The organism is Saccharothrix sp. AJ9571, from assembly GCF_021725495.1.
Classification (GTDB): domain Bacteria; phylum Actinomycetota; class Actinomycetes; order Mycobacteriales; family Pseudonocardiaceae; genus Amycolatopsis; species Amycolatopsis magusensis.
The window spans coordinates 372,095-395,917 of sequence record NZ_CP091382.1; the positions used below are offsets into that span (position 1 = coordinate 372,095).

Genomic DNA, 23,823 nt, shown 5'->3' on the forward strand with positions numbered 1-23,823 from the left:
CCTCGGCCCACTCGAGCGTGACCACGCCGGGGCGCGACCTTGCGATGAAACCGTTCTCGTGGCCGGGGGCTCCGCTCCGAAGACGTAGGCACGGCCGGCTGCCTGACCGCGGAGTCATCGAGCAGGTCCACCAGTGACCGCTCCGGGATCTCAGGCTGTCGGCTCATGCTCGACCACCTCGAAGGCGTGGAAGGGCGATTCCCAAGGGGAGCGTTGCAGCGACGAACGCCGTGTCCTGCGCTAGCTCCAAGCGCAAAAGCCGGAACCGATCGGCGACATCGGTCTCGACGCGCGCGGCGACATCCTCGATGTTCCATTCCGCGGGTACCGTTACCGCGCTGACCACGGCCACGCGGACGAGGCTGTGCCCGGCGGCCACCGCTCGTTCCTGGGCCCGGGCGCCGCTGGACTCCCGTGCTTCCATCGCGTTGCGGTTGAAGCCCCGGCTGGCTTTCCAATCCCGGACAACGCCAGTACGAAACCTGTTTCCCCGCACCGCTGTTCGAGCCTTCCGGTGGGACATGATCTCGTAGTGGATCGCGAGGCTGCGTCGCTCACCGGGCTCGCGCACCGCTAGCAACCCTGCTAGGGAGCCGAAAGTCGTACCAATCTCAGGCATGAGCACGGAGTACGCAACCGATGCGAACCCGTCGTGCAGGTAGAAACGTCTCTGCGGAGCGGGTGCATGCACTGGTCCTGCCGCCGCCCAGGGCAACGCCGCCGCGCCTCTACGGTGCCGCTGAGCCTCCAGAGTCGACGCGGCCGCCGGATTGAATCCGGTGCGCACGGCGACTGCCAGCTCCGAGCCGGACAGCCAGGTCACACGGTGCGCTCCCAGTGATCTGAGGCCATCGTCAAGGCCGTCCAGGACGCGGTAGAGCACTGCGGCTCGTCCGTCGACACCGCCACCTGCCGCCGCCGCGGGCTTGCGTAGCGCGTCCTCGGTGCCGGAAACCGTTACATAGGTTTCGTGGCGCACGCTCGCCGCTCCGATGGTGCGGTCGAGTTCCGCGGCGACACGCTGCGCAAGGTCTGGTGCGTCGCCGCTGCGGTGACGCTGTCGCCATGCGGCGTACTCCTGCCCGTCATCGGGGACGGTGCGCACCAGCAGCGACAGCCGGTCGACCACGCCCCGATGGCCAAGGGAGAGCAGCAGGTTACCCAGCCGGGTCGCTAGCGCCTCGCATTGGGTATCAGACAACATGCCGACCCCGGTGTGAGCCAGGCGTGCGGTGGCGCCCCACCGCCCCTCCGCGGTGTCGTGGATCAAACACACACGTCCCTGGTCCCGAAGGGGCGGCCCGTCAGGCAGGTGCAGCCGCTGCAGCACGCCGGGAAGGTCGGGCTTCCCGGGGTCGGCGCTGGCATCGGAGGTTGCCTGCGCCTGCCAGCGCGACCATCCAAACGTCGCACCGACCTGGAACAGCGCGAGGTGCCACAGCCATAGAATCCCAGGACGTCCACGCACCGGAAGAACGATGAGGGCTGCGATGACCGAGTGTGCCCCTGCGAGGGTGAGAGCCGTGGTCACAGCTCCTGACGAGAGCGCAAGCAGCACGGGCAGGGCCAGTGCGACGCAGCAGCCAGCCTGTAGTGGTGTGAGGCCGAGGATCCAGCCGGCACGCTCTCGCCGGGTCAGTCCTCGGTAGATCCGTACGTTCAGGCTCATGCGCCTCCCATCGCCGCTCGCTCCGCAGTTCCGTCGTCGTCATCGTCGTCATCTACCTCGGCATCGGCAGTCGATGAGGCCGCGTCCGGAGTCACGTCGGCGCCGTGCTCGTTGTCCAGCGGAGTCGGCATGGAGGCCTCGCCGCGCGAATCGTCGACTCCCTCGGGGGACGCCCCGGTGTCGTCAGTGTCGTCGCCTTCGGGCACGCCGTTAGCCTGGGACTCGTCGCTGTCCGAGGAAGTTTGCCCCTTGGCCTCGCTTCCATCGTCGGGATGGCGGTCTTCGGGGATGCTGTCGCCGGTGTCCGCACTGTCGAAGCGATCGGTGTTGGCTCGCTCTGAGGTATTGTCGTCGTCCTCGTCGTCACCGCTTTTCGCCTTCTTGTGACGGTTCCACGCCGACTCCGCGGCCTGCCCGGTCGGGCTTTCCGATCCATAGCTACCGAATCCGGTCTCCTGGCTCAGTGCCTCCCGAAAGGCTGCGCCGGCATCTGTGTTGGGGTCGATGAACGCGAACAGGCGAAAGAGGACGAATGGCACCCATACAGAGGTCCAGAGCACCGCTACTCCGGCGAATAGGCCAGAGAGCCCTTCCGCTTCGGCTGTCGCGCTGACTCCTAGGCCGACAGTCGTGGCTATCGCCGGTTTCATGGCTATCAGGGCATGTGCCCATCGGACCATGCGCCAGAACATTCTCGACGTCACGTTGGCGAGTAGCCCTGCCGCGGTCACGGGTAGCGTGGCGATTAGGACGTACATCGCCGCCTCACGGAAGATCATTTCGGTTGCGAACCCAAGGCCCGCCGGGATGACCCCGGCCACTGCCGCGATTCCCAGCACCGTCCCCTTGACCCCGTCACTACCCGCATCGAGTAGTCCCGACGCGTTGAGTGCGTCAGTGAAGTTCGAGGTCTGTAGCGAGGAGTTGAGGGTTGCGGTGGTGAGGCTGTCGGCTGCTGTGAGTGACGCGGTGACCAGCCCCACGCTGACGGCGAGTGCGGCGGCGTATTGGAACGGGCCGGTCATCAGTCGCACGAAGCCGCGTCCACCACGCAGCGCCGTGCTCAGGATTTGCCAGAAGAACAGTGAGATCGCCAACACGCCGGAGATCCACAGCATCAGCGGCCATAGCGCTCCGACTGGCCCGTCCGTGGTGGACACGGTGAAGATCGAGAATTTGTCCACGAGCAGGAAGGCCTCGCGCAGGATTGCGAGTCCGGCCTCCCATACGATGCGCATCGCGAGTTCGAATCCTGTTTCGATCAGCTTCAGCATCCCGTCGCCCGCCGTGGCGCCGAGCGCTTCGAAGGGCGCCAGAGGCCCCGGCTGGATCGGCGGCGGCAGCGGGTTCACCGGATCACCGCCTGGTATCCCGCGCGCACGCAATCGGCGCTTCCTGGCCAGGTGTTGCTTGCGTACGCCGGCACAGGGCCTGGGCTAATCCTCCAGACTTCTCCGGTGCGGCGCAGTGCTTGGCAATCACCGACACCGAGGACGATCGTGCGTCCCTGGTAGGCGAACGCCATCTGCCCCAGGACGCAGGCGACGACGTACCGGCCTTGGTCCACCGTGCCCTTGATCAATCCGTGGGTCACCTCGTAGGTGACGGACAGGCCGGGCGGGTTCGCCTCGTTCGCGAGTCCTGCGCTTTCGCGGAATTTCGCGAGCAGCGTGTAGATGCCGGTGGTCTCTACGCCTGGCCCGCCCGGCGCGCTCAGCGTGCTGTAGGAACGCTGGTACTGCGCCGGGTCTCCCCCACGAGTGCCGTTTTCGTTGAGGATGACCAATTGCGCCAACGCGCCTTCGGGTGTCGGAGGTAGCCCTTCGGCGGGCAGCGAGTCGATTTGGCCGGCCGCGGCCGCGGGAAGTCGCAGAGGCAGCCCCGTCGCTTCGGTGCTCAGCGTGGTTGGTTCGGCCGCATCGATTGGGAACCAGGGCATGGGGCGGTCGGCAAGCTCCCGTTGCGCAGTTACGTCCCAGCCAGGCTCCGGGGCTGCCGAAGGGCGCGTTGGTGGCGATTGCGCTGGGGCTGGTGGTGCCGGCTGTTCTCTTACAGCGACGATGACGACGGCGGCGAGCACAGCCACGGCCGCTGCGACGGCGAGAGTTCGCCGGACTCGCCTACGGGTTCGGATTTGCTTCGTGGTTTCTGCGTGGTCGAACATCATGGCGCCGCCGCCAGTCCCTCGATCAATGTGAAACCGATTCCGTAGAGGATGGCGCCACCGACCGCGCACAGCATCATGACTACGCCGATCTTCCCTGCACGGTGGTGGTCAACCCAGCGACCACCGGCCCAGACCGCGAGCCCGATGAAGAAGCCGAGGATGAGGGCGAGCCCGGCGCCCCACTTCGCATAGTTGGCCAGATTGAGGATCTTCTCCGATCCAGGTGGTGCCACTGGTGTCGGGTTAGGAATCTGGGCGATCAGGTCCGCGACCAGTAGGGCGTTCATCGACGCCATCCCTCCCTTGCGCCCGGCGTGGACCGGGCAGTCGGGGGGAGGACTTTTCGGACAGGAGACCAAGTTCACGCAACAGCGGCTCGATGGCGCGCCGCGCTGCTGCTGGTGTGACAGCTGGCGTGATGCCGTGAACTTTCAGGGTTGGGTCGTGCGGCATGAATGACGCGTTGTCCACCATGGTGCGGAGCAGTCGCCCGCCGGCGTGGGCGATGACTCGCGGCCACCGGCGTGCACCGACGACGATCATGTGCTCTGGTCGTGTTACGAGTCCCGAGTGGATCCACGGCTCCAGGCGCGACATGAGCTGCTCGGCATGCAGGATAGAAGGCAGGGTCGGGCGGGCCACCACGATCGGTATGGGTGCCGGATTCGTTGGTCGCAACCACTGCCCCGCGCCTACTACTGGTCGTGCGCCGACACGCCAGGGGTCGTGGCCGACGTCAGCGACGGTGACATCAAGACGGCGGCCGGTCGGCGGCCAGTACTCGGGTGGTGGAACCATACTCGGCGTGATCACGGGCAGTGTGCTGTCCAGGCGTGCCAGCACGGCCTGTGCCCTCCAGGAGTAGCGGATGCGCACTGAGGGGAAGGGCTTGTCTGTGGGAGGCCCCTCGGTTCTCGCGGCTCGTGACAGGCCTGAGCGCACGGGGTCAGCAGTATCGACTAGCAATACCGACTTTCCCTCGATCTGCAGCGCGTCGCTGATCACGGCGGCGGTAACTGATGCGCCGGTACCCGACGTGGCCGCCAGGATTGGCACAACACGCCCAAATCGCGAGGCATCCGCCTCGTGGCCGTCGACAGCGAGCGACTCTCCTTGGGCCTCGTGTGCCGCGGCGATGGTGGTCTGAGCAACCAGGGCGGCTTCCGGATAGCCTTCGGTGTCCACTGGTGGCGTTGTAGTCCTCTGCGCAGCAGTCAGTGCCGCAGCATCCAGCGCACCGTGCAGATCGCAGTCCTGCAATCCTGCATTTTGACGCACAAGGACTGGAGCAATCGAGTGCATTAGCCCGACGATGGGGTGCTGGTCCGGCGACGATGCAGATCGTGACAAGCTTTTATCTCCCTCCTGCTACCTGGCAGGGCAGTGCCGTGGAAGCGAACTTGGGTGACCACGGGAGGAGGTGTGGCCACCCAAGACGCTCCGCCCGGCAGCCAAGGGCTCGTGCACCCGATTCACCCATGAGCGGAGGGGGTTGTCGCTCGCGGTGGCGGCTTGACCGCTGTCGGTTGGCTACGAGCACCGGCGCTGATCGGCTGCCGGTACATCCACGGAGAGCACTTGAGCGGGGAGACTCGCTAGCGGCACTGGATCCACATGCCACCGATGCTCACAACTGTTGACAACTGCTGCGTCCAGCATAGCCACGCTCACTCTGATGTCAATAGTTGTGAGCGCGGCGAGTCGCAAGGTACCTTAGGCGAGTTCGGCTCGCTGCCGATCAAGGGAGGAACCGTGTCACCAGGCTCGTCAGCAGACATGCCGCAGTCGCCACTGCCAACTCGCACCCTCGCCGATCAGCAAGTCCTTGGAAAAGAGCTCGTCAAGCTAACGACGCTTGCCAACCGCATCACGCTTCTTCTCGAGGCCCACTCGGTAGCCTACCAGCGCCCGGATGGCTCGTTTGAGACCGATCCCGATGTAATAGCGCTTTCCGAGGACCTGACTGCCCGGCAGCTGAAAGTACCCACCATCGCGTCGTGGATCGCTGAGCGCTCGGGCACCAACTTCAAACGCGCCAATCTCTACTATCTCCGCAGCGGCGAGCGAGTCGACCCAAGCCGTCCCGTGCTGCGTGCGCTCGCGGCTTTCTGGAGATTGGATGAGCGTCTGCTCGATGTGTCGGTCCCAGCTGACTGGCTCGACGACGACGCGCTCAACCGTGACGGGAAGAAAATTTTGGCCGTGATGGCACAGGTCGGGGTCACCGACATCAAGGCCCGGGACGTCCAGAATTTGACAGATGGAGTCTCGGCCGCGAGCCAGCGGCAACTCTTGCAGGTTCTGCAGAGCATCGCTGAGGAGCAAGCGGCCTCCCGTCGACGGAGCGGGGGCAAGAAGACCTAGCCGCGCTGGGTTGGCGACAGTCAGCTTTCGCATGGGCCTTCGTGGCACAGGCGAATCGTGGGAAACACAAGCGCCCGCCCTGGGCCGTGTGTGACGACGTCTACTCTGGAGAAGAGGAACCGTCCAGCGCGGCTCGTGCCAGCTCCGCAACCGCGGGGTCGTTCTGGAAGAACCATGCAAGGGCGGCCAGACGGTCGAACTCAGCGTCCTCGTCCACCTGCAAGGTAGCCCGACCGGCACTGGGAGCAGCATCCCGTTCCGGCTGTTCGAACTGGTAGCCGGCAGCGAATGCCGCCATCGCTGCGCGCAGTTCCACAGCTTCGACGAACGCCGCGTCGTACCCCCGTTCATCCGCTTCTTCGCGGGCATGTTCGGTGAGGCCCGAAGGGACGTATGGTCGGAGGGTTCGTTGGGCCTCGCGGATTCCCAGAGCGAATCCGCGAACCCTGGTCGCCGCGGCGACATGAGCAAGCGGACCGTGAAGCCCGGCTTTCCCGAGTAGCGTCCAGAGTTCGCAGAGTGCCTGTTCACGTCGTTCTCGACGTCTACGGTGACAGAGGTCCAAAGTGCTACGGACCGCGGCGGCTGCCGCGGACCCTGCCGAGAAGGTGATGACCGAGGCTGCGCTGAGGTGCAGCGTGACGGACATGTAGCGCGGTTCTGTTACTCCGCCGACCAGCACGAGACCCAGTTTCCACAACACCGGCACCACGCCGACGGCCATGCCCGCGACGGCCAGGCCCAGTGCCAGCCGTAACGCTCGATCAGCACGGCGGATTTCGGCTGCGGTCCGCTCGATGAAGGCACACAGACCCGCAGCGACCGCCCCATGAAAGACCGTGTTGTAGAGGCGAGCGGCCGGCCGATCGTCCGCAGTGGTAGCAAAACCGGGTTCACTCGTGCCCTCCAGGAGATAGAGCAGGGTCATCGTGACCAGACACGCCAGCCCGCCGGCTACGACGGTGCGCACGCGTACGCCGGTAACGCCGCTCGCTCGGAGAAAACCGGCGAGTCCGAGGATGCTGAGCACCGTCGCGGCGCTGGCCACGTAGAACGACACGTTCCGGGCCTCGAAGACCCGGTCTGCCCAGCGCGCGGCGGCCGGGGCACTGGCGAAGCTTGCACAGCCCATGCACACCAGAGCAATCACGAGGTAGTCGCGAGCGCGCTCACCATGCCCAAGGCGCCGGTTCACCAGTGCCTTGCGGGCGGCTTCGGCGAGCGCAAGCGTTCCGGCGGTTACGGTCAGGCCGCTGAAGTAGTCAGGCACAGTGCCGCTGCAGGTGACGGCGCGACCCGAAGGCGGCGATGATGCCGCGCTTGGCGCATGCGCGTTGCGGGCGGACTCTCGCGGCTAGTCGCTCAGCGAGCAGGTGGGCGAACCGCTCGGCAGCAACCTCGTCCGACTCCTTACAACATCCGTACGTTCCGCTGTCGAGGTGTCCCAGAAGCCAGTGTCCGAGTTCGTGCAGGAGAACATGGCGCTCGTACAGCGGGGATTCCGAGCGCGCGAGCACGATGTAGTCCGCGTCCGCCGCGCGGATCAACAGGCCTCCCGGACTGTCGGAGTTCAGGGTCGCGCGCATGAGCACCAGGTCACGGCCGTGGCGCTCGCCGATCTCGCGCACATACGCGGCAGCGTCAGAGGTCCATTCGGGGAGGGTGCTGAAGATGCTGTCGTAGCGAACTCTGTCGTCGGTCAGGTCTTGCACGGTGTCCCCTCCGGTCTTCGCGCTGCAGCACTTCCGCCGTCCCCGCCGACGAGGCCGCACCACTCCACATTGCCGTTAGAATCAGTTACGATCTCTTCCTGGCAGCCTAGAAGACCCACGCTCAAAGTCAACTGATTCTAATGCTTGCTGCGGCAAGCGCAGGTGAGGCGATGTGACCCCCTCCAGCGACGAGTCCCCCGAATCGACCGACGCCATGATCGGCCGCCGCTTGCGGACGCTGGTGGACCGCTTCCGGAACCCCAGCAAGCTAGATAAAACGGGGGCACCCAAGCCGTGGACGAACCAGGAGATCGGCGACGCAACAGGTTGCACCTCCGCCTACGTGAGCATGTTGAAGCATGGCAAGGCTCCAGGAGTCAGCGTCAAAGTCACACACGCGATCTCCGAGTTCTTCGGGCTGCCCGGAGGGGCCCTATCGTCCAGCGACGAACTGTACTTCCAAGATTGCCTCGCGGTCGTGGAGCAGGCACGGGCGGCGGCGATCCCCTATTCCGCGAGCGACCTCGAGGAACAGCTCGCCTTGCTCCGGCAGCTGCGCGCCTCAGGCCACGATCCCTCATCGGTTCGCCTTCTGCTCCGGGAGGGCGCCGCTCTCGGCGAGGACCTAGTGCCGCTGATGCGTCAGTTCCTCCAGCATGAACTGACCCGCCGAGACCGTTCGACAGACGACACCACGTTGCGGTTCGAGGCGTGACCGGCACGAACGAACTCCGGCACTAGCGGCTCGAGGGGGCACGATGAACGGTGCACGCCGCTTGGCGGCGGCAGCTCTGCTGATGCTGGTCGTGAGCGGCTGCGGAGGACCATCGGGGACGACTGACACCGTCTCCGCGCCGGCCTCCGGGTTCGAGCCAGTCACCATCACGGACTGCAGTGGCCGGGAGACCCGGTTCACCGAACCGCCGCGGCGGGTGGTGGCCATGTCCAATCCCGCGATCGAGATGCTGGCCTGGCTCGGACTGACCGATCGCCTGGTCGGCGTGGGGTCGGCGCCGAAGGCAGGGGCGCTTCCGGCCGAGTTCGAGGCAAGAGTGCAGGCGGTGCCGGCACTCACCGGCGAGTACGTCCCCGGGACTCAACATCGTGTTCCGCGTGAGCAGTTGCTCGCTGCGGCCCCCGATTACGTTCTCGGGGCGTTCACCTCTAACTTTTCCCCGGGGCAGCCCGGCACACAGGACGACCTGGCCGCTAGCGGTATCAAGTCCTACCTGATGGTGAGCAACGCCTGCCCCGCTGCAACGGGCCCCCGTGACGGATTCGAGCTGATCTACCGCGACCTGCGCAACCTCGGCGAGACCTTCGGCGCCAGGGACCGCGCTGACCAGCTGATCGCGTCCATGCAGAAAACCATGACCGCCGCCACACGCTCAGTGGGCAAGCCGCAGGTCAGCGTGTTTCCTTATGAGGTCGACGAAGCGACGAGCAGCCCGGTCGCGCCCGGCCGGGGCCAAGCTGTGTCGGCCGTGATTGCCGCGGCGGGCGGCCGGACTATTTTCGGCGATCTGGACGCTCCGTACTCGCGCGTGAGCTGGGAACAGATCGCGGCCAGAGACCCCGAAGTCATCCTGCTCATCATCTACGACCGTGGATCGCCGGTGTCCAACGACGAGGCGTTCGCTCGGGCCGAACACACCGCTCGCGCCAATCCCGCCTTGGCGCAGACTCGCGCCGGCCGCGATGGGCGGTTCGCCCGAGCCTTATACGAGCAAGCCTCGACCGGCAGCGTCCGCAATGCGCACGCCGTAACACAGCTCGTCCCCCAGCTACATCCCGGAGCAGGCATATGACCGCTCCTTCCTTCCCATCCAGCCGAACAACGGCGCGGCCGGTCCTAGTGGTCACAAGTCTGGTCCTGCTCGGTGCAGCTGCGGCCGTGGCCGGAGTGGCATTCGGGTCAGTCCCCGTCCATCCGCGCGTCGTGCTGGAGATAGTGGCGTATCGCCTCACCGGCATCGGCGATCCATCTGGGTGGACCGCCATCCAGGACTCGATCGTGTGGGACCTGCGTCTCCCCCGAGTCCTGCTCGCCGCTACAGCCGGGGCAGGCCTGACGATCGTGGGAATGTCCGCCCAGGTCATGGTCAACAATCCGCTAGCCGACCCATTCCTGCTCGGTATCTCTTCTGGCGCCGCACTCGGCACCGTCGCCGCCCTGACCAGTGGGCTCACATTGTGGGGTCTTTCCTCCTATACCGCCGGCGTGCTCGGTGCCGCTGTCGCGTTCGCGGCGGTGTGGCTTCTGGCTCGATCGGCATCGATGAACCCGAAAGATCTGCTCATGGTCGGCGTTCTGGTCAGCAGCATCCTGCTCGGACTGACCAACTGGCTTATCGTGCAGGCCACCGACCCTGCCGCCCGCGGAGCGTTGCACTGGATCTTCGGGGACCTCTCAGCATCGGCGCGGTGGCCCGAACTGGCAGTTCCTGCCACCGCGGTGGCCGCAGTAGGTCTGTGGATTGGGGCGCACGGTCGCACGCTCAATTGCCTCGCAACGGGAGCGGAAACTGCGGCCAGTCTCGGAATTTCTCCGTCCCGCGCCCGCGCCCAACTTTTCGTCGCCAGCTCGATCCTGACCGGAATCATCGTCGCGGCCTGCGGCGCCATCCACTTCGTCGGCCTGGTCGTGCCGCACATCGCACGCCGATTCGCCGGCACCGACCACCGCCGCCTCACCCCGATCGCCGCACTGACCGGGGCGGTGTTTCTCGTGCTCGCCGACTTGCTCGCGCGCACCGTCAGCGCACCGGCGGAGGTTCCCGTGGGAATCATCACGACCGTCGTGGGATCCATCGTCGCGCTCTTCATTTTCCGGCGCCACCGACGCGGCGGGTTCGGTTCATGAGCCTGGAACTGCACGCCCTCACTGTCGTCCTCTCCGGGAAGACCGTCATCGACGACGTGGCCATCACCGTCCAACCGGGCCAGGTCACGGGCGTGGTCGGGCCGAACGGCAGTGGCAAATCGACGCTGCTGCGGACGATCTACCAGTACCTGAGCCCGCAACGCGGAGTAATCAGACACGATGACGTCAACCTCGCCACGCTGCGACCGACCGAGCGGGCACAACGGATCGCGGCTGTACCGCAGCACACCGACTCCGGCCTCGAAGGAACGGTCCGCGACGTCGTTGCCTTAGGACGCACGCCCTACAAACGCCCCTTCTCCCCAGATACCGACCGGGACCGACAGATCGTGGCGGACAGCCTGCGGCAGACGGACATGTACGACTACGCCGAGAGGCTCTACGCCACCCTCTCCGGCGGTGAGCAACAGCGAACGCTCCTGGCTCGCGCGCTCGCCCAACAAACTCCCGCGCTGGTGCTCGACGAACCGACGAACCACCTCGACGCCCGTCACCAGCTCCACATTCTGGAGCTGGTACGCGACTTGGGCCGCACAACCCTGCTGGCCCTGCACGACTTGAGCCTGGCGGCACGGTACTGCGATCAGATCGTGGTGATGAACCGCGGCCGGGTCGTGGCCAGTGGTAGGCCCGTCGAGGTGCTCACTCCCGGGCTGCTTGCCACGGTCTTCGGTGTGTCCGGCGAGCTGATCGATCATCCCCGTACCGGCGACGCCTATCTGCTGCTCGCCCCCTTGCACTGACCCCACTGCCGTAACCGCGCTGCGCCACCAGGCTGATTCTGCTGCCCGGTGATCTTCGGCATCATGAGAGTCGCCACTGGCCGGCATGGTCAACAGGAGGGTTCCACGGTGTATCGGCGCGCGCGCAGCCTTGTCATGTTCTGGAGGGGGTCTTCTCTTGTTGCCCGAAACTACCTTGCGGGTGTGCTGGGCAAGCCAGTCCACGACTGGACGATCAGCGTGGAAGAGCTCAACTTGCTCCGGCGCCTCGATCACTGGCGCACCGCTGCACAAGTCGCCACCGATGCTCCCGAATGGACACCCACGAGTATCGCGGCGGCACTCGGCGTGTTTCACGAGCGCGGGCTGCTGCTCACCCCCGCAGAAGCCGCAGTCGAAGATGGACTCGATCAGCACTGGACCGGGTGGTCACCCGAAGCACCGGTCTTCCTCTTCGGCACCCAGGATGCCGACTACCCCGTGGGCGAGGACCATGGAAGAGTCTCTGCTTCCGTGGTCGGTCAGAGCGGACCACCTCCGCCCATCGTCAAGCACTACCCGGGCCCCTACCTGACCCTTCCCGACACACCCCCGCTCACCGCAGCGATTGGGGCGGTACTCCACCAGCGGCGTACACACCGGACATTCACCCCTGAAGCGATCCCGTTCACCGATTTCGCCGCGGTGATCAACACCACGTTCGCGGCCACACACTTCGTTTCCACGCCTGACTACGGCACGCTCATGCTACGGACGAGTCCCTGCGGTGGGGCCCGCTGTGAACTCGAAGCCTACGTCGGGGTTCACGACGTCGAAGGCGTGGCTTGCGGTCTATACCACTACAACCCGCGCTATCGGCGCCTGGCCTTCGTGGCCGAGTACACACGGGAAGTCGCGACGCACCTCGCCTATGACCAGGATATGGCCGGTGGCGGGGCCTTCGTCGTCTACCTCACGGCCAACATGCGGCGCTCTTCATACAAATACCGTCACCCGCGCCAGCTGCGCGTCGTCTTCCTCAACGCTGGCCATTTGGGCCAGACGTTCGCCCTGGCCGCCACCGCCGCCGGCCTCGGGCCCTGGCAGAGCGCGGCCGTCCGCGACAGCCAGGTTCAAACCCTGCTGGGCCTGGACCCGATCGGCGAACCTCTCATCTACATGATGGGTGCTGGCCAGCCTGCAACGCCGCTGGATGGCGTACCGGCCGAGTACCCCCTCGTTGAGCCGCCCGACCTCTAGCCCCTGGTCCATTCTGCGGTAGCCCACTACCACGGTGCCACGTATCGTGACTGTGTCATCACCTTCCGGAGCTATAGTCGGCCCGCTGCGATGTGGTGACCCAGTTCAGGGAGGAGCACGATGAAACTCGCACGCAAGTGGCGAACGTGGACAACACGTCTGCGCCGCCCCGCGGCACAACCGTTCCCGCTGACCAGTAAGGCCGTACCAGACCGCCGTCGTCTGCTGACCAATCACTTCGCCTGACCGCGCCATTAGCACCCCCTCTGAAGTCGAGGAGTGACCGAGGTCCGGCGTTCGGCCACAACCGTCGCCGTGGTGGTGCTCGTTGTTTCTCCGGTGTCGCGGAGAGCTAATAAGCCGCTTGACTGATCGTCAGCACGGCGTTGTGCTCATAGTCGGTCAGCCGAGTCCCGATGGCATGGATGGACACCGCAACCCACTCTCCATTTGCTCGCTGAAGCCGCGCGGATACGGGTCCCACCGGTTCCGCGCGGCGGAAGCCATGCCGCGGATCGCCGTGGTCAGCGGCCGCGGTTCGGGCAAGCGCCAGGAGCGCCCGCAGATCCTCGGGATGAACTAGGTCATGCAAAGAGCGGTCAGCCGGCTTGTACAGCCCGAGATCCGCGTATAGGCCAGGCGCCGTCCAGATGTGGTGGGCACGAGCGTCCACCTGTGCTAGTGCTGTGTCCATGAACGTTGGCCGGGTTGGCGACACACCGGTCAACGTTCGCGGCTGCTGATCGTCCGCGCCCCAGTCTGGGCGGATGGCAGATTCAGTACGAGCGCGTCGGCTGACCGATCAGGAGGGTCAGCGTCTGCAGAAGATCGTCCGCAGAGGCACCGGATCATCGATCCGGTTGCGGCGGGCGATGGTGATCATGGCCTCGGCCAGCGGAAACACCGTCCCCGCCATCGCCCGCCTGGTCCAAGGCGACGAGGACGCAATCCGCGGGGTGATCCACCGGTTCAACGAGATGGGCCTGGCTTGCCTGGACCCTCAGTGGGCGGGTGGCCGTCCCCGCCTGATCAGCCCTGAGGACGAAGCCTTCATCATCGCGACGGCCACCACGCGACCCGAAGCACTCGAGCAGCCCTTCACCCGCTGGAGCCTGCGCAAACTCTGCGCCTACCTGACCCGCAACCACGGAAACCGACGGGTCACGATAGGCCGCGAACGGTTGCGGCAGTTCCTGCGCAAGCACGACATCACTTTCCAGCGGACCAAGACCTGGAAGGAGACCAACGACCCCGACCGGGACACCAAACTGGCCCGCATCGAGCACGTGAGCAGCCACTTCACCGACCGGGTGTTCGCGTTCGACGAGTTCGGGCCACTGACCATCCGACCGCACCCCGGCGCCGGCTGGACGAAGAAGAACCATCCCGGCAGGCTGCCTGCCAACTATCACAAACTCTGCGGTGTCCGACAGTTCCACGGCTGCTACTCGCTGGGAGACGACACCCTCTGGGGCGTCGTCCGAGCACGAAAATCCGCGGCGAACACCCTGGCCGCACTGAAGTCCATCCGCGCCGCACGCCCGGACGGCGCACCGATCTACATCATCCTGGACAACCTCTCCGCCCACAAAGGCAACGCGATCAGAGCGTGGGCCCACCGCAGCAACGTCGAACTGTGCTTCACCCCCACCTACAGCTCCTGGGCCAACCCGATCGAAGCACACTTCGGGCCGTTGAAGATGTTCGCAGTCGCCGGATCGAACCACCCGAATCACACCGTCGCCACCCGCGCCCTGCACGCCTACCTGCGATGGCGCAACGCCAACGCACGCCACCCCGACGTCCTCGCCTCCCAACGCCGTGAACGAGCCCGTATCCGCAGCGAACGCCGTCACCGGTGGGGACAACGCGCCACACACGCCGCCTGACCAACCCCGCCAACCTATGTGGTCACAGCACTAGGTAGACACCAGTCGCCGGCAACACCGACAGATATGCCCCGATAACGTCGGACTCCCCCGAGCGCACTGCGAGATCCAACGCACGCTCGCCATCCTCGGGAGCGCTGATCAGCCCCCGGGTAACGCGGGTGCCGCCGTCCTCGATGTCCAGCCAGCACGCTTGCCTGAGCACGAGGATCTCGGAGGTCGACCGATTGTGCGTCGGATAGACCATCGTCCGGAGCCGATCGGAATCATCGATGAGCGACAACTCGTAGCACGCCCGCATCGACATCTTCGAAGCCAACCCCAGCATTTCATCGAAGAAAGTCGCGGCGTGCCACCAATTGCCGCCAGGGTACGGGCCAGCCTGTCCCTGCGGCAGCGCCATGCCCATCAGCTCGAACATCGAGTCAGACCAGCACACGACCGCAGCATCAGGCCGATGCGCGGGAACACGCCACTCCCACGAACCGACTACCGGCCGTTCATAAGCCACCTCACGAGCTGCCCCGCTGGCCGAGTCTCGGACCGCACCAGACTCGTCCACCTGCCGGTACCGGCCGGCTGTACCTGCGATCCGTGAACCATTGGGCGAAAGGACGGGATGCACCTCCACCTCCCAGAGCACGCCCACCACACGCGCGCGCCTTCGCAAGACGCCGCTACGCCCCCTCTGTACGTGCACCATCTCGTGCATTGCGGGGATCAGCAGCTTCCGCATGACCTCGTTCATGTCGCGGCCAGGCACGTTTCCCTGGTAGTGGCGAGCGCCACCCTGGATCATTCGCGGCCGCGCGTAGGCATCGCTGACGAACCACACGCCCGCCCGGGCACGAATGTTCGCCAGATCACCGGAACTCGAAGCTCCACCACCTGGGCGCACAAGCCCGTTTGCTGACCGCCTCACGTCATGCCTCCCCGCACCGTGATCATCCCACAAAGAACGATTTCTCCAGGCGTTAACGGGAACTATGTGTGCCGCCCAGACGACTCAGGGACTCCCAACCTGCAGCGAGTGCACCAGCCGGGGCAGAGCATGCTCTGATCGGGTGAACCTTGATCAAGAGGGACAGCGTCCGACACCTACCGATTAGTATCTGTGCCACTGCCGCAGGCAGAGTGCGCGTTCCCTGCAGTCGAGGGCGTGGCCGTGAGCCGGATCAGCTTCCGGCCCGTTTGACGTCTGCTGGGCGAGCCCATGGTGTGACCCACTATGGCGTGCCCGTATGACGGTCAGCTCGCTCAGGAGTTCCAGACGTGCGGATTGACGCGCTGCTCGCCAGCCCACACCCTGCTGCCAAGGTTACTGAACGACGCTCCCGCTCGGCCCCCCATGCTTCGGCCAGGGCGATCGCGGACCGGATTGAGTTATGCCGCCGGATGCTCGTTGAGCTCGACCTTCCGACCCCCTTCCCACTGCGGGAGCTACTTGGCACCGCCGCCCGCCGCAATGGCAAAACTCTTGAGGTCAAGGCCAGGCGCATGCCTCCAGGCATGCCGACGGCGTTCCTTGTCGATCTCGACTCCACCATCATCATCTTCTGCGACAACGGACCCTCTCCCTTGCTTCAGCACATCAGTATCGCGCATGAAGTCGCGCACATACTGTTCCAACATGAACTACCTCGATGCCAGCCGCTGGTCAGAGGGACGGCATCCGAATCTGAGCTCGCGAATTCACTCCTTCCCACCCCTCCCACGGCAGCCGATCTTGAGCGCGAATTCGGCGGGCTCGACGAGTTCGGCGAACAGGAAGCAGTCGCCGAGACTTTCGCTCGCCTGGCTGTTCCCATGATGAGTTTCCCTGGCTCGGCAGCCATGCGCATGAACACAGCGCACCTCAGTCCCGCTCAGGTACACCTGAGCAACATATTCGATCGCCGACCCAAGACCAACTGCTACATCCGTGTCTGACGGAATCGCCTGCATCGTCGCCCTGATCTGCTGTGGCGCCACCATCCAGGCCTGGCTTTGGCGAAAGGAGACCGACACCGCGACTTCGACCTTGCAAATGAGCGCACTGTTCACCTTGGGCGCTGCGGCATTCCTTCACACGCCGACGGCGGTAGCGCTCATAGTCCGTCACCTAGGGGCTAGCGCCCTCTCCATCCCCGCAGCCACATTGATCGTGGCACTGTTCCTGCTCGCCGAGCTAATCCTGGGTACCGTGCAGACAATCGAGCGCCCCCGTCGCAGAACAGTGCGTTATCTCTGTTTTGGCATCGCTCTTGCCTCCACCATCGCCACGACTGCCGTGGCCACGAAAATCACAAGCTCTATCGCCGCCACCACCGCACTTCCCGGCATTTTGTGCCTGATCTACGTCGTGGCGAACACTGCGGCACTCACTCGTGCGATGGCACCTCAATTCAGCGATACTCGACTACGACCGCTCATGCGATGGGGAATTCGATGCACCGCTGCCGGCGTCCTCACGCTGGCCCCAGCAGTCAGCGCCTGGCATCTGGTCGTGTTCCTCCACCCTGATGACATTCGGCATCCAAATCTGGCCGCCGCGAGCATCGCGGTAGCCCTGGCCATATGCGCAACCACGGCTGGTTTCGTCGTCTCTTCATGGTCGGCCTTCGTCTTCGAGCTAACGGCCACCCTCCTCGCATGGCACTACACGCCCCAACTCCGTCAACTCTCCGCATTCCTCTCAACAGGTGACCCCAGTCAGCTCCACCGTCATCAACGACGGCTCAGTACGCGGCGCCGGGCAACCTGGATCGATCTGGCCAACGCGGTACTCGATGCTCGCGGACACCAGTTCAATCTACGCCGGCACGCCCGGCCGGGGGTGTATCGAGAACTTCGCGAACGGCTAGCACGACGTCAACTTCCTCGGCCGCGGGCACACGCAGAGGCCGAGAGCGCCGAGCTGCTCTCCGCCCTTCGCAACCGCGAGAAGGGCCGAACGCCGAATCCCGGCCTGGCTGATACGCACCACCTCGACCTAGAGCCGCCGAGTCTCGTCGCCGAAGCACGACGACTCGGCGCAGTGCGACGGGTCCTTCTTCGTCGCACGAGGAAACCGAGCCGCAACCGCCTGTGAACCTCACGTCACGATCCCCTAGACGCTCACAGTTGTTGACATTCGTCCGTGAATCTATATCGTGTGAGTCATGCTCACAGTTGTGAGCATGACAGTCGCCTTCGGTCCACCGGACGAACTGTGCTACTGCGCGCTATAACGCTGCCCGGCCACCCAGGGCGGACCAATATCACCACTCTGCTACTTGGAGCTCGGAGGGCACGTGTCACCCCCACCAATACACGTCCGACAAGCCACGCTCCCGCGGCCGGATCAGCGGCCGTCCGGTCGCCATCGGCGAGAAAGAAAGACACGGAAGGCGAACCCCGAAACCAGGCATCACCGTCCAACCCTCGTCGCGCTGAGTGCCGCAGGCGCCGTTACGGCGTCCCTTCTACTGATCTGGACGGACCTGCGTCCCGAAGATGACACATCTCATGCGAGGCCCGGGCGACCGCCCGTGCAATTGCTCCGCAGTAACCAGCCGGAGGACAGCGAAACTCCCGTGGACCCACGACCACCAGGGCCACTCACCACACTGCCTCGCGCGACTACCGGGAAGACCTTGAGCACGGTAATTCCCGATGAGTGGCCTGACTCCATGCCCTCTGGCCGACTCGTCGGCGCTTCGGCGACCATTGCGCTCTACGAATACCCCGGCGGCCACGCCATCGCGGCGCTTCCCGCTCGCACTGGTGACGCGGACACCTGGGTACCGATTATCTCGGAACAGCCAGGATGGGCTCGGGTCCTACTGCCCGTGCACCCGCAGGGTACCTCGGCGTGGGTTTTTCTGGAGGACTCGGCCGTCCGGACTGGGTTCTCTCCGTATCAAGTGATACTCGAGCGGGCAACGAACACTCTTTACCTCTACCTCGGGAACTCGCTGCTGGAGGCATGGAAGGTATCCCTAGGAATCACCGTTGCGGATGCGCCAGAGGGCCGAACCTACGTGACCGGCCTCGACACCTCCGCCGGGGACTCCGAACAGTCCGTCCAACTTGGCATGCCGCTACAGCCGCCTTCCGAGGACGCCACCTCCTACCTGACCATTCGATCAGCAGAAGGTGGCAACGTCGACAACCCTGCATCTATAGCTGCGCCAGCCGACGCAATTGTCATCCTCACTCGCGAACTGTTGCTGGGTACTCCGGTTCTTATCCGCTGACGGTAAGGGACACGATGACACTGCCACCTGACCGCGCCTCAATCAGCGTCTGCGCCGCACTCGCCAGCCTCTGCGTTGCGAGCCTCGCCGTAGGACTGATCACCACTCTAACGACTACTGACTCCACCGGCACCGCTCCACGATCGACGCGGCCCGCCTGCACTGCTGAACCTCGCCTTCGGACCGACATCAACCTGGCTACGTCACCTACCTGCATGTCGGCCACCTCAACCCAGGGCAGCGTGGCCGCAGACACGGCCACTCTCCCAACCAACACGCACTCATCTCTCTGCCCGACGTGATTACGACATGACTACCAGCATCCAGACCGTGGCCCGTTCCCGACATCATTGCAGGAACGGGTCACGTGCACCCCCCGACCGCATTCCGGCACGATCCCGCAAGCGACAAAGCCCTCCCGTGTCTATAATCAGGAGGGACTCATGGCCACCAATCGCCGGCCAGTCATTCGACGCATGAAAGAAATGCGCGCCGTGAAGGGCCGCCACGATCAAGCCGTCGCACCAGTCTTGTCCACCCGCAACGCTGACGTCGACGACATTAGCGCCGGCTACGTACACATGCCAGCAGCACACCACAGCAAGGCGCATCTCCATCGGACGACCGAGATCGTCATCTTCGTTCTGTCTGGCCATGCGTGCACGTTATGGGGCAAGAACTTGACACCGCTGATCCACGGTGTTGGGGACCTGGTCTATATCCCCCCACGGGTCCCGCACGCCGCGGTCAACCTCAGCGCAGACAAGCCCGTGCTCGCGCTCGAAATCCGCACCGACCCTACCTTTACCCAGGACGTCGTCCTACTCCCCGGCCTTGATCCAGCGGTCGAGGAACAACTGGACACTCTCCGGCGCAACCATCTCGAACGACTGCCTACCCTGCCTCCACCACCCTGGTAAAAAATCACGGCGATGAGCCTGAACAGCCACAAGTAACCGCAAGCTCAAATTTTGTGCTCACAACTGTTGACATATCGGGCTTGAACAGCGACCCTGGGGTTGCGGGTAACACAACCGATCCAATCGAGATTGCGTTATCCCGTCGGCCCGGAGGGCGGTTGTCGGGGAGGGCGCCGCCTTCCGGGTCGCCTATCAGTTTTCGCGCCACAAGGGCATCCCGATCAAAATCGCGCGCCTCGCAAACGCTCACCTCCCCTCCCCTCCCCTGCAGCGGAACAGCTTTCGCAGTACTGACGATACCGGGAGAACACCATCCGCATCACAGAGTTCGCGGTCCAGACACCACTCGATATCTCGATGACGCCGGCGCTCTCATTCGACCAGGCTCTGCGACATCGATCCATTCTTCCTGCGCTCTATGACCCCGCCGCCCACGCCGCGAAGAAAGCCCTTCAGAGAACCCGTCACCGGGGGATCTTCGCTGACATCGGCCTGCACCTCCATACACCCAGCTCCGCGGCCGCGCTTCACCGAACACACTGGGCCCGCCCAGGCCAAGTCCACGCTCAGCTCCGCGGTACGGTCCATGCCCTCGACAATCACGTGACCTGCGGAGCCAGCACGTCTCTACTCGGCAGCATTCACCTCGCCCAACAGGTGCTAGCGAGTCGACGCCCGGCCCACGCCGTCTTGCTTACCGCCGACATCGGAGCCCCAGGCGGAGTGCATGACGACATTACGTACCAAGGTGGCGCCGCCTTGATCACATCACAGCACGCAGGCTTCGCAACCGTGATGGGTGCCGCCACGTGCCGGATCGCCACATCCACCTCACTGCCGTGCCATTCAGATCCGGGAATCCCATGCCGATTCTCAAACGGTTCTTCCTTGGAGCAGGCCAATCGCTTGCCCGGAGCCGCATACGAGGCGCTCAACCATGCGCTGGGAATCGCAAGGCTGAGCATCGGGGAGCTCTATCAGTTAGTTGTTCTCGACCCCTCGACGGAGAGTTCAATCCGAGCCGGTGACCGGCTTCGAGAAGCCCCGTCATCTTGCCACTCAAATCCTACGCTCAGCTTCGCGAATTCACTCGTGGACACTTTCACTGAGTTTCGTGCGGCGCCAAACTCCATGGTCGCCGTTGTTGGACACGGAATCGGCCCGACTTGGACAGCGGTGATCTTACGAACAGACCCCCGGAGAGACCACGTCTCCCGGTCATTCGAAGGGCCAGAAGAAGGGAGTCTGCTATCGATTCAATCGTCCACTCGTACCCGATGAAGTAGGGATCTCGAACGAAGAAGGGAATCAACTATGAGCAGGGGCACGAAACGCACGGTTATCGCAGCGACGACACTCGCCGCCAGCGCGGTCACCGCACTCCTCCTGGGCGCCAACGCCGCAACCGCCGAGACACCGAGTACCAACGATGCATTCGCCGCACCGGCGCAGGAAGACGGCACCCGGATCAACTCGATGCTGCCCGCCGGCACGAGGATCACAGCCTTCACTCCGGACGACCGCAGCTGGTAAACCCCTCGGCGGCAACTAGCGTGACAGCATTGTGCGGTGTGCCTACTGACTTGAGGTAGGCGCACCGCACAATGCTCTCCGAGGACCCTTCACACGGCGCTCGCCTACTCACGAAATCCGTCAGCCCGACGGAACACGTATCGTCGAAGATATTGGGTATCTGAATGACGACGAATTTTCATTGCACCTCGTCGTTGCGCGCTTCATCCGAAACCGCTACGACGCGAGCATCCCGAAGCATTTCGAACCGCCCGAGTTCGCTGCGCGCTCTCGACGACCGACTCTTCGGGCCGCCTTTCATCCTGATTGACCAAAGCAATCATGGCCGCCCGGCTCGGCAACTTACGCTCGGAGCTCTCGGGTCCTCCCCCGTAGTCGCTGGCCAATTGCCACCCGACTTCGTCGGCTACGACGTCGATCCACGAGACACGGGCGCTGAACCTGAAGCTGGCGTAGCCGCAGCCGAGAACCTCATAGCCTGGTTTGACCGACTCGGGCTTCCTTGGCTCCTTCGCGAGTCAGGCCGCCCAGGTCATCGCCACGTTATTGCCAAACTGCCACCATTCCTACGGCGTGAAGCGTCCGCCGCGGCATCCTCCATTCGACGTCTGCACCAGGTCGGCATCACCATGCGTACCTGCCTACGGTTGTTGACGTCGCCCCACCGGCATGGGCTCGCTTCAACAGTCGTCGACACGAACTTCAGCGTCGTCGACCTCCCCTCTCCGGCGCCCGCACATCCCCTTCGGACACATAGCCCCTCGCCCCGGTCACGGCGCGCCCGAAGGTTCAGCCGGGCGAGCCGATCCGAAAGGGAATTCGGCGAAACATTACGATGCATACGGCGAGGGTGGTCGCGGGCCGACACATGGACTCACGCGAGCCGCCCTAATACCAAGGCAAGCGAGATGGGGCCCCTTGGTTGGCAACGCTGGATGTGGGCGCCGGCGGTTACCGTCGTAGACCGCGAACGCGGAATAACCGAGGCGGAAGCCTGGGTGAATTTCACTACCGCATCACCACACCAGGCCCGATCACTCGGCCATAGAGAATGGTTTGAGAGGTACTGGCAACCTGGCACCACTCTGACCGGGGACCGGGCGCCCAGGTCGGCCTGCGAGCACAGCGACGCCGAGGCGCTTCGTAAGGCGTTCGACCAGATCGCGAGCGAGCGAACCAGTCATTTCGACCGAATCCCCAGGAATGTTCGCTTCTCCACCTTGCGTGCGGCTCTACACGCGGTCGCCGCGTCGACAATACGAGGGAGCGAGGGCCTGCCGATTCGTCGCTGGTCACGGCTCGCCCGCCTCGACCCCAAGACTGTCCTGCGCGCCCGCGACGCCGCTGTCACGTTAGGCCTCATCGTCCGCACTCACCAATATATTGGCGGGACAGAAGACAGTGACGCGTGGGCCCCGAGCTCGCTTGTGTACCAGCGTCTCAGTGAGCTGAGGAATTCCAACACCTGGGGGTACACCCCCACCGCTATTCAGCGCGGTAAGGCCAGCATCAACAGACTGCGGCGCGTGCACCGTCAAGAGCGACGCGCATGGCGCGACAGATGCCTTCTCAGGAGCGTTCAATGGAGGGCGACATGCTCGTCAACAACAGCCGGGATCCAGACGATCAAATCGGTGCTCTTCCAGCGTGCGTGGTGGTCGCAGTTGACCCAATCCGAGAGGTGCCGAAGGCGCGCACTCTGCAAAGAGGCTTTCCGTCGTCTCGCCCCAGCGATGGCGCAAACGTCGAGGGAGTGGTTACACGAGCGCAGGCAGATCGTTGAGTCCGCAGTGCGGATCGCGTGCAAACAAGGACGGCCAGGCGACTGGCACACAGTTTCTTCGGCTTCTAAGAGGCTTCATACCGGCCACCCGCCGACCGCGAGACGCCTAGCGCCGCAGAGGCCTCCGCAGTTGACACGTATCGGCGATACAGGCACTCTGGGATATCGAGAACCTAGCAGGCTTACCCTCGATGCACGACGCTGGTCTTCGGGTGTACAGGCTGCTTATTGCCCTCCCTCAGCACGCGTGAAACGAACTGGTGTCTCGCTCGCGGCAGCGAAACATCGAGTACGCCAAGACAGGGAGGGAAGGCTTGTGCAACAATCCCGTGATCAGCAAGTGAAGCCACCGCGATTCCTGCGCGTAGGTCAAGCAGCCAAATTGCTAGGCATCTCCACCATGACGATCTATCGCGCGATCGACGCCGATGAGTTCCCCGCCATCCGCATTCGCGGACGCATCGTTGTCCCGGCATCCGCCATCGACGCTATGGAGGCAGCGGCCACTGAAACCATGTCGCTGGTAGATGCCGCCGATTTCACTGGCGACTCTCCACTTGACCGCAGAATGCCTACTTGAGAAGTTACGACCTTCGAAGTGTGCGGCGATGGTGGGAGCGGCCTGGTCGAGGGCGGCGGTGGTCTGCTCGCGAGTGGCCAGGCTGCGCACCATGGCATAACACGACCGCGACGGAACGCCCGTCGGCGTGCTCAGCAGCTGCGC

23 protein-coding genes are annotated in these 23,823 nt (G+C 64.5%); 14 read left to right on the top strand and 9 right to left on the bottom strand.

The genetic code is table 11. The annotated features are described in order from the left end of the window. Positions 1-163: 163 nt before the first annotated feature. From L3Q67_RS01820 to L3Q67_RS01840, 5 genes are all read right to left on the bottom strand, one after another. Positions 164-1,669: an SCO6880 family protein gene (locus L3Q67_RS01820; protein WP_499187853.1), complete on the bottom strand. Its 1,506-nt coding sequence runs from the start codon at positions 1,667-1,669 to the stop codon at positions 164-166. Continuing rightward, positions 1,666-3,021 (bottom strand): TrbL/VirB6 family protein, encoded by a 1,356-nt coding sequence (locus L3Q67_RS01825; protein ID WP_499187854.1) that lies wholly within the window; start codon positions 3,019-3,021, stop codon positions 1,666-1,668. The genes L3Q67_RS01820 and L3Q67_RS01825 overlap by 4 nt, the downstream gene beginning before the upstream one ends. Next, positions 3,018-3,608: a hypothetical protein gene (locus L3Q67_RS01830; protein ID WP_499187855.1), complete on the bottom strand. Its 591-nt coding sequence runs from the start codon at positions 3,606-3,608 to the stop codon at positions 3,018-3,020. The genes L3Q67_RS01825 and L3Q67_RS01830 overlap by 4 nt, the downstream gene beginning before the upstream one ends. Positions 3,609-3,832: 224 nt before the next feature. Further along, positions 3,833-4,123, bottom strand: a complete 291-nt coding sequence (locus L3Q67_RS01835) for a hypothetical protein (RefSeq protein ID WP_499187856.1) — start codon at positions 4,121-4,123, stop codon at positions 3,833-3,835. Continuing rightward, positions 4,080-5,021 (bottom strand): P-loop NTPase family protein, encoded by a 942-nt coding sequence (locus L3Q67_RS01840; RefSeq protein ID WP_499187857.1) that lies wholly within the window; start codon positions 5,019-5,021, stop codon positions 4,080-4,082. Before L3Q67_RS01840 ends, L3Q67_RS01835 begins: the two co-directional genes overlap by 44 nt. Positions 5,022-5,450: 429 nt before the next feature. On the opposite strand from L3Q67_RS01840, the gene L3Q67_RS01845 reads away from it, so the two are divergent. Next, a complete protein-coding gene (locus tag L3Q67_RS01845) occupies positions 5,451-6,200 on the top strand; it encodes a hypothetical protein (protein WP_499187858.1) in 750 nt (249 codons plus the stop codon). Between the two features lie 100 nt (positions 6,201-6,300). On the opposite strand, the gene L3Q67_RS01850 is transcribed toward L3Q67_RS01845, so the two are convergent. Together L3Q67_RS01850 and L3Q67_RS01855 are read right to left on the bottom strand one after the other, a co-directional pair. Continuing rightward, entirely contained in the window at positions 6,301-7,470 is a 1,170-nt protein-coding gene (locus L3Q67_RS01850) for a DUF6545 domain-containing protein (protein WP_499187859.1), read from the bottom strand. Beyond that, positions 7,463-7,912: a hypothetical protein gene (locus tag L3Q67_RS01855; protein ID WP_499187860.1), complete on the bottom strand. Its 450-nt coding sequence runs from the start codon at positions 7,910-7,912 to the stop codon at positions 7,463-7,465. The genes L3Q67_RS01850 and L3Q67_RS01855 overlap by 8 nt, the downstream gene beginning before the upstream one ends. A gap of 172 nt (positions 7,913-8,084) precedes the next feature. Between L3Q67_RS01855 and L3Q67_RS01860 the strand changes: the two genes are divergently transcribed. The 7 genes from L3Q67_RS01860 to L3Q67_RS01890 all read left to right on the top strand — a co-directional run bounded on the left by L3Q67_RS01860 (position 8,085) and on the right by L3Q67_RS01890 (position 14,646). Then, complete coding sequence (locus tag L3Q67_RS01860; protein ID WP_499187861.1) at positions 8,085-8,627, top strand: hypothetical protein; 543 nt, start codon at positions 8,085-8,087, stop codon at positions 8,625-8,627. Between the two features lie 43 nt (positions 8,628-8,670). Further along, positions 8,671-9,720, top strand: a complete 1,050-nt coding sequence (locus L3Q67_RS01865; RefSeq protein ID WP_499187862.1) for a TroA family protein — start codon at positions 8,671-8,673, stop codon at positions 9,718-9,720. A gap of 131 nt (positions 9,721-9,851) precedes the next feature. Next, complete coding sequence (locus L3Q67_RS01870) at positions 9,852-10,775, top strand: FecCD family ABC transporter permease (protein WP_499187863.1); 924 nt, start codon at positions 9,852-9,854, stop codon at positions 10,773-10,775. Next, positions 10,772-11,539, top strand: coding sequence for an ABC transporter ATP-binding protein (locus L3Q67_RS01875; RefSeq protein ID WP_499187864.1), 768 nt, complete (start codon positions 10,772-10,774; stop codon positions 11,537-11,539). The genes L3Q67_RS01870 and L3Q67_RS01875 overlap by 4 nt, the downstream gene beginning before the upstream one ends. 48 nt (positions 11,540-11,587) lie before the next feature. Then, the gene (locus L3Q67_RS01880; protein WP_499187865.1) at positions 11,588-12,757 is read left to right on the top strand and encodes a SagB/ThcOx family dehydrogenase; all 1,170 of its coding nucleotides are present in this window, start codon (positions 11,588-11,590) and stop codon (positions 12,755-12,757) included. A 421-nt stretch (positions 12,758-13,178) separates the two neighbouring features. Further along, complete coding sequence (locus tag L3Q67_RS01885) at positions 13,179-13,340, top strand: hypothetical protein (protein WP_499187866.1); 162 nt, start codon at positions 13,179-13,181, stop codon at positions 13,338-13,340. Positions 13,341-13,524: 184 nt separating this feature from the next. Continuing rightward, positions 13,525-14,646, top strand: coding sequence for an IS630 family transposase (locus L3Q67_RS01890; RefSeq protein ID WP_499184062.1), 1,122 nt, complete (start codon positions 13,525-13,527; stop codon positions 14,644-14,646). A gap of 22 nt (positions 14,647-14,668) precedes the next feature. Here L3Q67_RS01890 and L3Q67_RS01895 read toward each other — a convergent pair whose 3' ends face one another. Continuing rightward, positions 14,669-15,067, bottom strand: a complete 399-nt coding sequence (locus L3Q67_RS01895; protein WP_499187867.1) for a hypothetical protein — start codon at positions 15,065-15,067, stop codon at positions 14,669-14,671. Between the two features lie 851 nt (positions 15,068-15,918). On the opposite strand from L3Q67_RS01895, the gene L3Q67_RS01900 reads away from it, so the two are divergent. The 4 genes from L3Q67_RS01900 (at position 15,919) to L3Q67_RS01915 (ending at position 19,783) form a co-directional block, all read left to right on the top strand. Continuing rightward, positions 15,919-16,575, top strand: coding sequence for a hypothetical protein (locus L3Q67_RS01900; protein WP_499187868.1), 657 nt, complete (start codon positions 15,919-15,921; stop codon positions 16,573-16,575). Then, positions 16,568-17,716, top strand: a complete 1,149-nt coding sequence (locus L3Q67_RS01905) for a DUF6545 domain-containing protein (protein WP_499187869.1) — start codon at positions 16,568-16,570, stop codon at positions 17,714-17,716. Before L3Q67_RS01900 ends, L3Q67_RS01905 begins: the two co-directional genes overlap by 8 nt. Positions 17,717-18,260: 544 nt before the next feature. Further along, on the top strand, positions 18,261-18,863 hold the full coding sequence (locus tag L3Q67_RS01910) for a hypothetical protein (RefSeq protein ID WP_499187870.1): 603 nt from the start codon (positions 18,261-18,263) through the stop codon (positions 18,861-18,863). A 443-nt stretch (positions 18,864-19,306) separates the two neighbouring features. After that, positions 19,307-19,783 (top strand): cupin domain-containing protein, encoded by a 477-nt coding sequence (locus L3Q67_RS01915; protein WP_499187871.1) that lies wholly within the window; start codon positions 19,307-19,309, stop codon positions 19,781-19,783. 372 nt (positions 19,784-20,155) lie between these two features. Here L3Q67_RS01915 and L3Q67_RS01920 read toward each other — a convergent pair whose 3' ends face one another. Then, positions 20,156-20,287, bottom strand: coding sequence for a hypothetical protein (locus tag L3Q67_RS01920; RefSeq protein ID WP_499187872.1), 132 nt, complete (start codon positions 20,285-20,287; stop codon positions 20,156-20,158). A gap of 810 nt (positions 20,288-21,097) precedes the next feature. Here L3Q67_RS01920 and L3Q67_RS01925 point away from each other — a divergent pair. Both L3Q67_RS01925 and L3Q67_RS01930 read left to right on the top strand, forming a co-directional pair. Further along, positions 21,098-21,316 (top strand): hypothetical protein, encoded by a 219-nt coding sequence (locus L3Q67_RS01925; RefSeq protein WP_499187873.1) that lies wholly within the window; start codon positions 21,098-21,100, stop codon positions 21,314-21,316. Between the two features lie 2,183 nt (positions 21,317-23,499). Continuing rightward, entirely contained in the window at positions 23,500-23,679 is a 180-nt protein-coding gene (locus L3Q67_RS01930; protein WP_499187874.1) for a hypothetical protein, read from the top strand. Positions 23,680-23,823: the final 144 nt, after the last annotated feature.